Annotated in this window: 9 protein-coding genes; 4 read left to right on the forward strand and 5 right to left on the reverse strand. The window is 70.5% G+C overall.

What is annotated here, in order from left to right; all coding sequences use genetic code 11:
* Positions 1 to 7 precede the first annotated feature (7 nt).
* Positions 8 to 1,405, reverse strand: coding sequence for a short-chain fatty acyl-CoA regulator family protein (locus tag ABNF97_RS22080; RefSeq protein ID WP_349339645.1), 1,398 nt, complete (start codon positions 1,403 to 1,405; stop codon positions 8 to 10).
* Between the two features lie 243 nt (positions 1,406 to 1,648).
* On the opposite strand from ABNF97_RS22080, the gene aceA reads away from it, so the two are divergent.
* Together aceA and aceB are read left to right on the forward strand one after the other, a co-directional pair.
* Positions 1,649 to 3,016, forward strand: a complete 1,368-nt coding sequence (aceA, locus tag ABNF97_RS22085; RefSeq protein WP_130463925.1) for an isocitrate lyase — start codon at positions 1,649 to 1,651, stop codon at positions 3,014 to 3,016.
* Positions 3,016 to 4,617: a malate synthase A gene (aceB, locus tag ABNF97_RS22090; protein ID WP_349339646.1), complete on the forward strand. Its 1,602-nt coding sequence runs from the start codon at positions 3,016 to 3,018 to the stop codon at positions 4,615 to 4,617. The genes aceA and aceB overlap by 1 nt, the downstream gene beginning before the upstream one ends.
* A 34-nt stretch (positions 4,618 to 4,651) precedes the next feature.
* On the opposite strand, the gene ABNF97_RS22095 is transcribed toward aceB, so the two are convergent.
* Positions 4,652 to 5,536, reverse strand: a complete 885-nt coding sequence (locus ABNF97_RS22095; RefSeq protein WP_349339647.1) for an ABC transporter substrate-binding protein — start codon at positions 5,534 to 5,536, stop codon at positions 4,652 to 4,654.
* 109 nt (positions 5,537 to 5,645) lie between these two features.
* On the opposite strand from ABNF97_RS22095, the gene ABNF97_RS22100 reads away from it, so the two are divergent.
* Positions 5,646 to 6,932, forward strand: coding sequence for an endo-1,4-beta-xylanase (locus tag ABNF97_RS22100; RefSeq protein WP_349339648.1), 1,287 nt, complete (start codon positions 5,646 to 5,648; stop codon positions 6,930 to 6,932).
* 84 nt (positions 6,933 to 7,016) lie between these two features.
* Here ABNF97_RS22100 and ABNF97_RS22105 read toward each other — a convergent pair whose 3' ends face one another.
* Together ABNF97_RS22105 and ABNF97_RS22110 are read right to left on the reverse strand one after the other, a co-directional pair.
* Complete coding sequence (locus ABNF97_RS22105; RefSeq protein ID WP_349339649.1) at positions 7,017 to 8,534, reverse strand: family 43 glycosylhydrolase; 1,518 nt, start codon at positions 8,532 to 8,534, stop codon at positions 7,017 to 7,019.
* A 55-nt stretch (positions 8,535 to 8,589) separates the two neighbouring features.
* A complete protein-coding gene (locus ABNF97_RS22110) occupies positions 8,590 to 10,092 on the reverse strand; it encodes a family 43 glycosylhydrolase (protein ID WP_349339650.1) in 1,503 nt (500 codons plus the stop codon).
* A 443-nt stretch (positions 10,093 to 10,535) separates the two neighbouring features.
* Between ABNF97_RS22110 and ABNF97_RS22115 the strand changes: the two genes are divergently transcribed.
* Positions 10,536 to 12,065, forward strand: a complete 1,530-nt coding sequence (locus ABNF97_RS22115) for a family 43 glycosylhydrolase (RefSeq protein ID WP_349339651.1) — start codon at positions 10,536 to 10,538, stop codon at positions 12,063 to 12,065.
* Positions 12,066 to 12,245: 180 nt separating this feature from the next.
* On the opposite strand, the gene ABNF97_RS22120 is transcribed toward ABNF97_RS22115, so the two are convergent.
* On the reverse strand, positions 12,246 to 13,583 hold the full coding sequence (locus ABNF97_RS22120; protein WP_349339652.1) for a cytochrome P450: 1,338 nt from the start codon (positions 13,581 to 13,583) through the stop codon (positions 12,246 to 12,248).
* Positions 13,584 to 13,915 lie beyond the last annotated feature (332 nt).

A 13,915-nucleotide genomic window follows, 5' to 3' on the forward strand; every position in this document is an offset into this window, starting at 1 on the left:
CTGTGGACTAGCCGTCCCGTTCCCGCAGCGGGTACGGGATGAAGGTGCTCCGGTTCTCGTCGAGGTCGAGTTGCCGGCCGATCGGTTGGGCGGCCCGCTGTGGGCAGGTCATCCGCTCGCAGGTCTTGCAACCGGGCCCGATCGGGGTGGCCGCCTCGGTGGCGTGCAGGTCCATCCCGGCGGAGTAGACGAGCCGGCCGGCATGCCGGGTCTCGCAGCCCAGCCCGATCGCGAACGTCTTGCCGGGCTGGCCGTACCCGCCATGGTGCCGGGTCACGGTGCGGGCGATCCACAGGTAGCGTTGGCCGTCGGGCATCGCCGCCACCTGCGTCATCACCTGGCCGGGCGCCCCGAACGCCTCGTAGACGTTCCAGAGTGGACACGTGCCGCCGGAGCGGGAGAACGGGAAGCCGGTCGCCGACTGGCGCTTGGACATGTTGCCGGCCCGGTCCACCCGGACGAACGAGAAGGGCACCCCGCGCGCCCTCGGCCGTTGCAGGGTGCTCAGCCGGTGGCAGACGCTTTCCCAGCCCATCGCGAAGTGGTCGGTCAGCAGCTCGATGTCGTAGCGCATCGTCTCGGCCGCGGTGAGGAATTCCCGGTACGGCAGAATCAGCGCGGCGGCGAAATAGTTCGCCAACCCGACCCGCATGAGAATCTGCGTCTGGAGGTCGGCGACGTTTTCCTCCTCGATGATTTCGTCGATGACGTCGGCGAATTCCAGCAGCGCGATCTGCGCACCCATCCGGATCGCCCGCTGGCCCGAGCGCAGCGATGTCGACAGGTGCAGGGTGCGGGTCTCCGGGCGGTAGCGGTGCAGGTCGCCGGCGAGTGAGTCCGGGTCCTGCCGGACGATCCGGATGTCGTGCCGGCCGGCCAGCCGGTCGCTCAGCGCGGCCCGGGTCTCGCCCCGGCGGATCCCGATCTGCCCGGCTAGCGCCTCGGCCGCCTCGTCCAGCTCGGGGACGTAGTTCTGCCGCCGGTAGAAGAAGTCGCTGACCTGGTCGTGCGGACTGCGACCGGGCATCAGCCCCCGGTCGCCGACCACCTCGGCGAGCTGGTCGTCGACCTGGCGGTAACGCCGGTAGAGGTCGAGCACCGCCTCCGCCACCTCGGGCAACTTGCCGGCGAGTTCGGTGAGATCGGGCAGGCTGGCCCGGGTCGGCAGCGCCTCGCGCAGCTCGGCGACGAGCCGGGGCGTGTCGTGCGGTGCGAAGTATGTGGTGTCGACACCGAAGACCTCGGTGATCCGGATCAGCACCGGGACGGTCAGCGGGCGGGAGTCGTGCTCTATCTGGTTGAGATAGCTGGGCGAGATGGCGAGCTGCCGGGCGAGCTCGATCTGGTTGATCCCGTGCTCCTCGCGCAACCGACGCAGCCGCGCACCCGCGAACGTCTTGGCCACGGCATCTCCCTTCCCCGTCCCGTCCTGCCCTTCCTCCTCCTCCGGCGCCGCCGCCGCCGGATCCAGTCACATTAACACACCTGTAAAGAAGCCCATTTGCAACTTCGCAAAATGCGCCCGGGACTTTTCAATAGTTGGCTGCTTCCGTGTCTCGACCCGTCAGTCACGCCCATGCCACAGTTTCGACAAGTCCTGGTGGACGGTGAGTCGTCGATTATCGACCGAACCTCGGAGGAGTCTTCCATGAGCACGCCGGCAGAGCGGTTGCGTACCGAATGGGCCACCGACCCGCGTTGGCGGGGCGTCGAGCGCACCTATCGCGCCGAGGACGTCGTCCGGCTGCGCGGCGTGGTGCAGGAGCAGCACACCCTCGCCGACCGGGGCGCTCGGCGACTCTGGGAACTGCTGCACCGGGAGGACTTCGTCCCGGCGCTCGGTGCACTCACCGGCAACCAGGCGGTGCAGATGGTCCGGGCCGGACTCAAGTCGATCTACCTTTCCGGCTGGCAGGTCGCCGCCGACGCCAACCTCTCCGGGCAGACCTATCCGGACCAGAGTCTCTATCCGGCCAACTCGGTGCCGGCGGTGGTACGCCGGATCAACAACGCGCTGCTGCGCGCCGGCCAGATCGAGACCGTAGAGCGCCGGATCGGGACCGCAGAGGGCCGGATCGGGACCGCAGAGGGCCGGATCGGGACCGCAGAGGGCCGGATCGGGACCGCGGACGGTCGTGGCAGCGGGGGCGACGACGCCGGCATCGACTGGCTCGCACCGATCGTCGCCGACGCCGAGGCCGGGTTCGGCGGCCCGCTGAACGCGTACGAGCTGATGAGCGCGATGATCGTCGCCGGCGCGGCCGGGGTGCACTGGGAGGACCAGCTCGCATCGGAGAAGAAGTGCGGGCACCTCGGCGGCAAGGTGCTGGTGCCGACCGGACAGCACATCCGGACCCTCAATGCCGCCCGGCTCGCCGCCGACGTCGCCGGGGTCCCCTCGGTGATCATCGCGCGTACCGACGCGCAGGCGGCGACGCTGCTCACCACCGACGTCGACGAGCGGGACCGCCCGTTCGTCACCGGCGAGCGGACCGCCGAGGGCTTCTACCGGGTCCGCAACGGATTCGACGCCTGCGTGGCCCGGGGACTCGCCTACGCCCCCCACGCCGACCTGCTCTGGATGGAGACCAGCACCCCGGACCTGGAGCTGGCCCGCCGGTTCGCCGAGGAGATCAGGGCGGTGTACCCGGACCAGTTGCTGGCCTACAACTGCTCGCCGTCGTTCAACTGGCGCAGGCATCTCGACGACGCCACCATCGCCAAGTTCCAGCGCGAGCTCGGGCACATGGGCTACCGCTTCCAGTTCATCACCCTGGCCGGCTTCCACGCGCTGAACTACTCGATGTTCGACCTGGCCCGGGGCTACGCCACCGACGGCATGCCGGCGTACGTGTCGTTGCAGGAGCGGGAGTTCGCCGCCGAGGCGTACGGCTACACGGCGGTCAAGCACCAGCGCGAGGTCGGCACCGGCTACTTCGACCTGGTCAGTACGGTGCTGAACCCGGCCGCCGAGACCACCGCCCTGCGCGGTTCCACCGAGGAGGAGCAGTTCTGATGCGGATCGTGGTGACCGGGCCGCTGCGGGAGCGGTACGACGAGATTCTCAGCCCGAAGGCGTTGGACTTCCTGGTCGCGCTCGACAGCGAGTTCGCGGCCCGCCGGGTGGCCCTGCTGGACACCCGCCGGGCCCGCCGGGCCCGCTACGCCGACGGCCAGCTCCCCGGCTTCCTGCCGGAGACCGAGGCGATCCGAGCCGACCCGAGCTGGCGGGTGGCGCCGCCGGCACCGGGCCTGCACGACCGGCGGGTCGAGATCACCGGGCCGACCGACCGGAAGATGACGGTCAACGCGCTGAACTCCGGCGCGAGGGTGTGGCTGGCCGACTTCGAGGACGCGCTCGCGCCGACCTGGGAGAACGTGATCGGCGGGCAGCTCAACCTGGTCGACGCGATCGACCGCCGGATCGACTTCACCGCGCCCGGCGGCAAGCGCTACGTCCTCGGCGAGGAGCTCGCCACCATCGTGGTCCGGCCGCGCGGCTGGCACCTGGTCGAGAAGCACATCGTGGTCGACGGGAGGGCCATCTCGGCCACCCTTGTCGACTTCGGGCTCTACCTCTTCCACTGCGCCGGTCGGCAACTCGACGCCGGCAGCGGCCCGTACTTCTACCTCCCGAAGCTGGAGAGCCACCGCGAGGCACGGCTGTGGAACGACGTCTTCCGGTTCGCGCAGAACTACCTCGGCATCCCGCAGGGAACCATCCGGGCCACCGTGCTGATCGAGACCATCACCGCCGCGTTCGAGATGGACGAGATCCTGTACGAACTCCGCGAGCACTGCGCCGGGCTGAACGCCGGGCGGTGGGACTACATCTTCAGCATCGTCAAGAACTTCGGCTGGCGGGACGACTTCGTACTGCCGGACCGGGCCGAGGTGACGATGACCGTGCCGTTCATGCGGGCGTACACCGAACTGCTGGTCCGAACCTGTCACCGGCGGGGCGCGCACGCGATCGGGGGGATGGCCGCCTTCATCCCGAGCCGGGATCCGCAGGTCAACGCCGTCGCACTCGGCAGGGTCCGGGCGGACAAGGAGCGGGAGGCCGCCGACGGGTTCGACGGCTCCTGGGTGGCCCACCCCGGGCTGGTCCCGATCTGCCGGGATGCCTTCGACACCGTCCTCGGCGACCGTCCGCACCAGCTCGACCGGCGTCGCCCCGAGGTCACCGTCGGCGCGGACGATCTGCTGTCGGTCGACCGTACCCCGGGCCGGGTCACCGGCGCGGGACTGCGCGGCAACGTCGCCGTGGCGCTGCGGTACTTCGACGCCTGGCTGGGCGGTACCGGCGCGGCGGCCATCTTCGACCTGATGGAGGACGCCGCCACCGCCGAGATCGCCCGCTGCCAGGTGTGGCAGTGGCTGCACCACGCGACACCGCTGGCCGAGGGCGGCCGGGTCACCGAGGAACTGGTCCGGTCGATCCTGGTCGAGGAGGTGACCCGGCTGGCCGCGGAGCGGTCGGTCACCGAGCGGGACCGGCTGACCCGGGCGGCGGAGATCTTCGTCCGGACCGCGCTCGGCGAGGAGCTGCCGGCCTTCTTCACCACCGAGGCGTACGCCCGGCACCTGGTGACCCCGGCGGTGTCCGCCCGGTAGCGGATCGGCGCCCGCGAATGCTCCGGGTCGTCGGTCAGGCGATCCGGGCGACGGCTCCGCCGGGCGGCTCGGGCACGGTGCCCGGGTGCAGGATCGCGGCGATCGCCTCGATCCCGTCCACCAGGCGCGGACCGGGGCGGACCACCAGACCGTCCGCGTCGACCGCCCAGACCGCGACCCCGGGCAGCCGGCGCGCGACGACCTCGGCCTGCCGGGCGGCGCCGTCCAGGTGGAAGCCGCACGGGGTGACGAGCACGATCTCCGGCTCGGCGTCGGCGAACTCCTGCCAGGTGGTCTGCACCGACCGCGCCCCGGGGCGGGCGGCCACCGGCTCGCCGCCGGCCGCGCGTACCAGATCGGGCACCCAGTGTCCGGCGGTGAACGGCGGCTCGACCCACTCCACCACCGCGACCCGGGGGCGGGGCCGGCCCCGGACCGCCGAGGCCACCGCCGCGAGCCGGTCCCGCAGCGCGCCGACCAGCGCCTCGGCCCGATCGGGCACGCCGGCCCGCGCGCCCACCGCCAGGATCGTCCCCAGCACCTCCTCCAGCGAGTACGGGTCGAGCGACAGCACGTCGGCCCGGCAGCCGAGATGATCGAGGGCGTCCTCGACGTGCTCGGACGGCAGTGCGCAGACCCGGCAGAGGTCCTGGGTCAGGATCAGCTCCGGCTCCAGCCCGGCGAGGGCGTCGGCGTGCAGGGTGTAGAGGTCGCCCCCCGCCGACATCTGTGCCTTCACGTAGTCGTCGATCTCGGCGGGTGTCATCCCCCGGGTGTCCCGACCGCCGACCACGACCGCCTTGTCGGTCCGGGCCGACGGCGGCTCGTCGCACTCGAAGGTCACGCCGACGAGGTCGTCGCCGAGTCCGAGGGCGTAGACGATCTCCGTCGCGGAGGGCAGCAACGACACCATGCGCATACCGCCATCCTCCCGACGACCGGCCACCCGCGGCAAACCGCGCACCGGGGCATCCCGCGTACGGTGGCATCTTCCACGCCGCCCACCCCAGACCGCTGGAGGATGTTCGATGCCATCCGACCCCGACCCGGCAATCAGGCAGCACCGGACCGCGCAGGTCACGCTGACCGTGACCGAGGACGGCGCGCCGCTCGCCGACCGCGAGGTGACGATCGCCCAGCGCGACCACGCGTTCCTGTTCGGCTGCACCGGATTCGAGTTCATCCCGCTGGCCAACGGCGAGCTGACGGCGGCTTCGGCGAGCGGCCCGGGCGGCGAGCCGGGCTCGCTGGGCGAGGCCGACATCACCCGGGTCGAACGGCTGGCGGAGCTCTGGCTCGACCTGTTCAACTTCGCCACCCTGCCGTTCTACTGGGGACGGTTCGAGCCCGAGCGCGGCCGGCCGGACACCCGGCGCCTCCAGGCGACGGCACGCTGGTTCGCCGACCGGGGCTGCCAGGTCAAGGGCCACCCGCTGGCCTGGCACACGGTCAGCGCGGAGTGGCTGACCGAGCTGACCAACCCGGAGATCGCCCGGGTGCAACTGGACCGGATCCGCCGGGAGGTGTCCGACTTCGCCGGGGTGATCGACACCTGGGACGTGATCAACGAGGTCGTGATCATGCCGATCTTCGACAAGTACGACAACGGGCTCACCCGGATCTGCCGGGAGCTGGGGCGGATCCCCCTGGTCCGGATGGTCTTCGACGCGGCCCGCGAGGCGAATCCCGGCGCCACCCTGCTGCTCAACGACTTCGACATGTCGGCCGCGTACGAGTGCCTGATCGAGGGGGTGCTGGAGGCGGGGATCCGGATCGACGCGCTCGGCCTGCAGAGCCACATGCACCAGGGCTACTGGGGCGAGGAGAAGACGCTCGGCATCATCGACCGGTTCGCCCGGTACGGCCTGCCGATCCACTTCACCGAGACGACCCTGCTCTCCGGGCAGCTCATGCCGGCCGAGATCGTCGACCTGAACGACTACCAGGTCCCGGAGTGGCCCAGTACCCCGGAGGGGGAGCAGCGGCAGGCCGACGAGATCGTCCGGCACTACAAGACCCTGCTCGCGCACCCGGCGGTGCGGGCCAGCACCTACTGGGGAATGGTGGACGGCGGCTGGCTCGGCGCGCCGGGCGGCTTCGTCCGGGCCGACGGTACGCCGAAGCCCTCCTACGAGGCGCTGCGCGCGCTGGTCAGGGGGGAGTGGTGGCTCCCGCCGACGCGGCTGGGCACCGACCCGCAGGGGCGGGTCGGGTTCACCGGCTTCCTCGGCGAGTACGAGGTGACGGCCGGCGGCCGTACCGCGACGTTCCGGCTCGACGAGCCGGGGGCGACAGCACTGGAGGTGGCGCTCTGACCGTCCGGCCGCGAATCCGCCCGGACCGGTGCCGGTGCCCGGGGAACCGACGGACGGCGTCGGTTCCCCGGGCGGGTCGCCCGACTACTCGCCGGACGGTGCGGTGAGCTGCACGCCGAGCCGGACCGGGGTGCCGAAGTTCGGGGTGCCGTCGCTGTTCCAGGTGAACTTCTGGGCCCGGGTCGAGCGGTTCATGTCGCAGCCGCCGCCCGCCGAGTCGTTGGCGTGGTAGACGATCCAGTCCTCGGTGCCGTCCGGTGACTTGAAGAAGCCGTTGTGGCCGGGCGCGAAGACGCTGTTGGCGTCGCTGCGCTGGAAGACCGGGTTCGGGCTCTTGGTCCAGGACGACGCGTTCAGCGGGTTGCTGCCGGTCAGGGTGAGCAGGCCGAGCTTGTAGTCCGGTCCCCAGCAGGCGCTGGCGGAGTAGACGACCATCGTCCGGCCGTTGCGGTAGAGCGGCTCGGGACCTTCCGTCACCGGGTGGGTCTGCCGCTCCCAGCTCAGCGTCGGCGAGGTGAGCCGGACCCGCGACCCGCTGATCGTCCACGGGTTGCTCAGCGGGGTGATGAACAGACTCTGCCCGTAGCTGCCGCCGGCGTTGTAGGTGCCGAGCAGGTAGAGGCTGTTGTTCACCCGCAGCACGCTGGCGTCGAGCTGCCAGTCGCCGCCCAGGTCGGCCTTGAAGGTGTACGGGCCCATCGGGTCGGTGCCGGCGCTCTCCAGTACGTGCAGCCGCTGCGTCGGGTTGAAGTCGCTGACGTTCTGCCCGGCCACGTAGTACAGGTACCACCGGTTGCCGTTCGGTCCGTTGATCAGGTGGAACTCCGGCGCCCACATGTTGCAGCAGCCGTTCGGCCGGTTGGCGAGGTTGAAGACCACCTGGTCGGGGGCGCTGGCCAGGCCGGCGAGGGTGGCCGACCGGCGCATGGTGATCGTCGAGTTCCAGGTGGTGGTGGCGAGGTAGTAGTAGCCGTTGTGGTGCTGGAGCCAGGGGTCCGGCCCGTTCCGCTTGATCGGGTTGGTGAAGGTGCCGGGAGTCGGGTTGCCGCCGCCGACCGAGCCGACGTCGACCATCTGCCACTGCTGGTTGGCGCCGTCCAGGTCCTGGTACTGCGAGACCATCGCGCCGTCCGCGGTGGACCACTCCCAGACGTCCAGCGCCTTGCCGCTGGCCCGGTTGATCAGGCGTACGTAGCCACCGGCCGAGTCGGCGAGCCGGAAGTGCTGCCGGCTGCTGCCGCTGTCGGCGTTCTGCACCAACTGCACGCCGTCGTTCGAGTTCGGCAGTTCCAGCACCTTGCCGCTGTGCCGGGACTGCACCCGGTAGTAGCCGCCGCCGGCGTCCAGGAACCGCCACTGCTGCCAGTTGCCGTCGTTGCGGGCGTACTGGTTGATCGGGGCGCCGTCGTTGGTGGCCAGGTTGTAGACGTCGAGGGCCTTGCCGCTGTGCCGGTTGACCAACACGTAGTAGATGTTCGGGTCGGCGGTGGCCGCCGAGGCCGGTCCGGCGGCGACGAGGACTCCGGTGCCGGCGACCAGGGCGGTGACGCCGACGGCGAGCGCGGCCTGCCAGCGGACCCGACGCGGATGCGAGGGTGTCACGGGATGCTCCCTACGGTGGATGGGGATGCGGTCAGTAGACGTACGGCCAGCCGGCTCAGTAGACGTACGGCCAGCCGGCGGCGTCGTAGCCGATCCGGTTGATGCCGAGCAGCGAGGCACCGTTGTTCGCGTAGTAGTGGTAGACGAGGAGGTCGCCGTCGGTGTCGGAGAGCACCGTCTGGTGACCCGGCCCGTGAATGTCGCCGTGCGAGGCGAGCACCTGGGTGCCGCCGCCCGAGGTGAGCGCGGTGCCGTTCCGGTCGACGAAGGGTCCGGTCACGCTGGTGGAGCGCCCCACCATCACCCGGTAGGTGCTGGACGCGCCCTGACAGCAGCGGTCGAAGGAGACGTACAGGTAGTAGTAGCCACCCCGCCTGACCAGGGTCGGCGCCTCGATCGCGCCGCCGCCCCGGCCGGCGATGGCCCGGATGGTGCTGTCCGAGCGCTTGCCGGTGGCCGGGTCCAGGGCGACCAGCTTGAGCCCGGACCAGAACGAGCCGAAGGCCAGCCACCAGCGGCCCTGGTCGTCCACGATCAGGTTCGGGTCGATCGCGTTGAAGTTGTCGGAGCTCTGTGACTCGATCACCAGCCCCCGGTCGGTCCAACTGCCGGAGTTGCCGGTGGGGCTGGTGGCCAGGAAGATCGCAGACCGGTTGGAGCCGAAGGTGGAGGCCGAGTAGTACAGGTAGTACTGGTTGTTCCGGTACGAGATGTCCGGCGCCCAGAGGTTGCGGCTGCCTCCGGTGTAGGCGGTGGTCCACGGCGCGCCGTTCGGGAAGACCGATCCGGCGTTGCGGTACGCGACCCGGTCGGTCGAGGTCTTCAGCGAGATGTTGTTTCCGGTGTGCGCCACCAGGTAGGCGCCGCCGGGGCGGCGGACGATGGTCGGGTCGTGCACCCCGACGTCCCCGGTCACCCGCATCGGTGCCGGGTACCCGGCCGGCGGCGTGCCGGGGGTGGGGGTCGGGGTCCCGGGCCCGCCGTCCGAGCCGACCCGGACCAACTGCCACTGCTGGTTGGCGCCGCCGGAGTCGGTGTACTGGCTGATCCGGCCGCCGTCGGCGGTGGACCACTCCCACACGTCGAGGGCCTTGTTGCTGTTCCGGTTGATCAACCGGACGTACCCGCCGTCCGAGTCGGCGAGCCGGAACTGCTGGTCGGTGCTGCCCTGGTCGGTCCACTGGATCACCTCGGCGCCGTCGGCGGTGGAGGAGTCCCGGATGTCGAGGACCTTGCCGCTGTGCCGGGACCGGAGCCGGTGGTAGCCGGCGCCGGAGTCGACGAACTGCCACTGCTGCCAGGCACCGTCGTTGCGGGCCCACTGCACGATCCGGCCACCGTCGGCGGTGGACCGGTCGTAGACGTCGAGGGCCTTGCCGCTGTGCCGGGAGACCAGGACGTACCAGGCGTTCGGGTCGACGGTCGCGGCCGAGGCGGACCGGACCGGTACGGCGATGGCGGCGCCGACGAGGGTGGCGGCGACCGCGGTCACGAGGGCGGTACGGACGAGCCGGGTACGACCCGGCGTTGCGGTTCGGGGGGAAGCAGGTGTTCCCATCGTCTTCCTTCCGTCGGTCCGGTCCGGGATCCGTCAGGTGGATGGTGCCGAGAGCCCACGGTGCGGTGGGACGACGGTCCCGCGGGTTGACAGTGCGGTCGTGGTGCTGGATCGGCCTGCGTTCGGTGGGGTAGCGCTGGCCGCCGGCTCGGAACAGCGTGCCGGCGGGCGCCTGCCGCAGGGCCCGGATGCCCGGTACGCGCGGCCGGCGTTGTGCGGGTGGCTCGGCCCGGGCGTATCGATGATGTTTACGCTAACATCGGTCGATGTCAAGGTGGAATACGCTTTCCTCATCCACCGGACAAGTCTTGACGAGCATCTATGTTAACGATCACACTATGCCTTCTAGCACCTGTTCGTGACCGACACGGACCGGCCGCTGTCGACCGCCGTAACCGCTGACGCCCGTTGGGATCGACGAAGGGTCGCAGGTAATGAAGCCGATGCCGCGCAGGATGTTCCGCCAGTCGCTCCGGATGCCCGGCATCGGCCCGGCCGAGGGCGCCGGGTCGACCGCCCGCCGCCCCGACCGAGGGCTGGCCGCGCCGGCCTTCGCCGCGCTGGCCACGGTCTTCGCGCTGCTGGCCGGCCTGCTGCCGGCGGTGCCGGCCGTTGCCGCCTCGCCGGCGGTCAACTACAGCAACCCGCTGGCGAACCAGCGCGCCGACCCGCACATCTTCAAACACACCGACGGCTACTACTACTTCACCGCCACCGTGCCGCAGTACGACCGGATCGTGCTGCGCCGGGCGACCACGCTGTCCGGGCTGGCCAGCGCCGCCGAGACGACGATCTGGCGCCGGCACACCAGCGGCGAGATGGGCGCGCACATCTGGGCACCCGAGATCCACTTCATAAACAACCGCTGGTACGTCTACTTCGCCGCCGGCCGCACCGACGACATCTGGCGGATCCGGATGTACGTACTGGAGAACGCCAGCGCCAACCCGCTGACCGGATCGTGGACCGAACGCGGCCGGATCAGCACCCCATGGGACACCTTCGCGCTGGACGCCTCCACCTTCGTCGCCAACGGCGTCCGCTATCTCGTCTGGGCCCAGTCCGAACCGGGAATCTCGACGAACTCCAACCTCTACCTGGCCCGGATGGGTGCCAACCCGTGGCAGATCACCGGCACGGTGACCCGGCTGACCGTGCCGACGTACGACTGGGAGACCCGGGGTTACCGGGTGGCCGAGGGACCCGCGGTGATCCAGCGCAACGGCCGGATCTTCCTGACCTACTCGGCCAGCGCCACCGACGCCAACTACTGCCTCGGCATGCTGACCGCCTCGGCGACCGCGAACCTGCTCTCCGCGTCCGCCTGGACCAAGAGCCCGAACCCGATCTTCACCAGCAACGCCGCGACCGGCCAGTACGGCCCCGGGCACAACTCCTTCACCGTCTCCGAGGACGGTCAGAGCGACATCCTCGTCTACCACGACCGCAACTACCGGGACATCAACGGCGACCCGCTGAACGACCCCAACCGGCGCACCCGGATCCAGAAGCTGTACTGGAACTCCGACGGCACCCCGAACCTCGGCATCCCGGTGCCGGACGGCGCGACCCCGGTCCGGCTCCGCCCGCACGACCTGACCGCCTCCTACCTGCGGCACTACGACTACCGGGTCCGGGTCGACGCCGACGTGGCACCGCTGGCCGACTCGCAGTTCCGGATCGTGACCGGCCTGGCCGGCTCCGGCACGGTGTCGCTGGAGTCGACCAACTTCCCCGGCTACTACCTCCGGCACCGCAACTACGAGGTCTACGTCGAGCGCAACGACGGCTCGGCGCAGTTCCGGGCCGACGCCAGCTTCCTGCGGCGTACCGGCCTGGCCGCCAGCGCCGGCATCTCGCTGGAGGCGCAGAACTTTCCCGGCCGGTACCTGCGGCACCGCTCCGGTCTGCTCTACATCGAGCCGGTGACCTCCACCGCCGAGCAGGCGTCCGCCACCCTCCACCTCGAATGAGACACCACCTCGGTCCCTGGCCCCAACGCATTGCCGTCGACGTCGATCAGGTGCGTCGGCTTGTTGCCGACCGGTTCCCGCAGTGGGCTGGCCTCTCGGTCCAGCCCGTAGCCAACGGTGGCTGGACCAACTGGACCTTCCACCTCGGCCCACGGATGTCGGTTGGAGCGGAGGGCGGTGTTATCTGCGGACGAACCGGGCACGCAGCCCGGCCGGTACCAACAGCGCCTCCGGCCGCATGACCACCGTCTCCCGATCGACCACCGAGACGTCGTAGTCGCGTGCCAGCGCGGCGACGGCGAGCACCAGTTGGAGCAGACCGAGCTGGTTGCCCAGGCAGATCCGAGGTCCGGCCCCGAACGGCAGGTACGCGAACCGGGCGTGCGGCTGCTGCGTTCCGAGCCACCGGTCGGGCAGGAACTCCTCCGGGCTCTCCCACCACCTCGGGTCCCGGTGCATCAGATAGACGGGCATCATGATCTGTTGGCCGGGCTGGAAGGTCCACCGGCCGAGTGTCGTGTGGGTACGCACCTCCCGGCCCAGGAGCCAGGTCGGGATGTACGCGCGCAGCAGTTCCTTCACCACCGCTTCGGTGTAGGGGAGGTCGTCGACGGTGATCGCGCGGTGCGCCCGCTCCGCCAGTACCTCCGCCTCGACGCGGATCCGGGCGGCGATTCCCGGTTCCCGCGCGAGCACCAGTACCGCCCAGGCGAGGGCCGTGCCTGGTACGCCGTGCGAGGTCCGCAGCATCACCGAGAGGGTCCGGTAGACGGCCTCGTCGTCAAGCGGTTCGACGTCGCCGTCGAGCATGGTGTCGAGCAGATCGTCGACCGTGTCCCGGCGTTGGGCGCGCCGCTGCCGGATGAGGTGATGGAGCAGTTCGGCGAGCCGCCGATTGGCCGCCTTCGCCGAGCGGACCGCGCGGACCGGCAGCCAACTCGGCAGGGACAGCGAACTCGACATCAGGGCGGTCGAGCGCTCCGCTGCCGCCGCGACCGCAGCGGCAACCTCCTCGGCGGCGGCTACCGCGTCGACGTCGGCGCTCTCCCCGGCGCTGACCTTTCTGACCTCGCCGCCGAGGCAGTAGTCCGTGGTCGCGTGGATGATGAAGGACCTCATCACCGCCGCGACGTCGACCTCACGGTCGAGTATCCGGCCCAGCTGGGCATGGAAAATGTCCACCAGGCGCTGGCTGTGCGCGTCGACCGCCGCCCGGCTCACACCTGGTCGGCTCTTCTTCCGCCCGGCCATCGCCGTCGGGGTCTGTCGGGCGATCTCCTCGGGCGGGGCGTCGTCGAAGAGGGCGACCTCGATACCGAAGTCGGTGTTCGTGCGTACCAGGATCTCGTGCACGAGGACGGGGTCGGCCACCACGCTCGCCCGAGGGCTGAACGCGAACACGTCACCGTACTCGTGCTGGCACCGTCGGAGAAACCCGATCCGGTCCTGCTCGTAGTCGTACCGGTTGCCGACCAGGCGCCGCCCGCGCGGACCGGCCGGGTACCCGCCTGTGGACATGTTCGTGATCCCTCGCGTCTGGACAACCCGGACTGTCTGGGCGGCGGCGGTCCGGCCGCCGCGGTGCTGGCCCGCGCCACACGGCGTACCCGCGACGGTGGCCGCCTGGCCGGCCGGCCACCGTCCTCCTTGGATCAGGGCTCCCACGGGTAGCGTCCGCCCATCCGGCCGCGGTCGAGCCGCACCAGGCGGGCAAGACTCATCAGAGCGAGCTTCGCCATCGCACTTCACCTCCCCCGGTCGTAGTCACGTCGCGAGTGACCTTCACGTTGCCATCCGGAGCTGGTCCGAGTGATCAATTCACCGTTCGGATCTGTGCGGATTCGTTCGGG

It is taken from the genome of Plantactinospora sp. B6F1 (genome assembly GCF_040120695.1).
Taxonomy (GTDB): Bacteria; Actinomycetota; Actinomycetes; order Mycobacteriales; family Micromonosporaceae; genus Plantactinospora.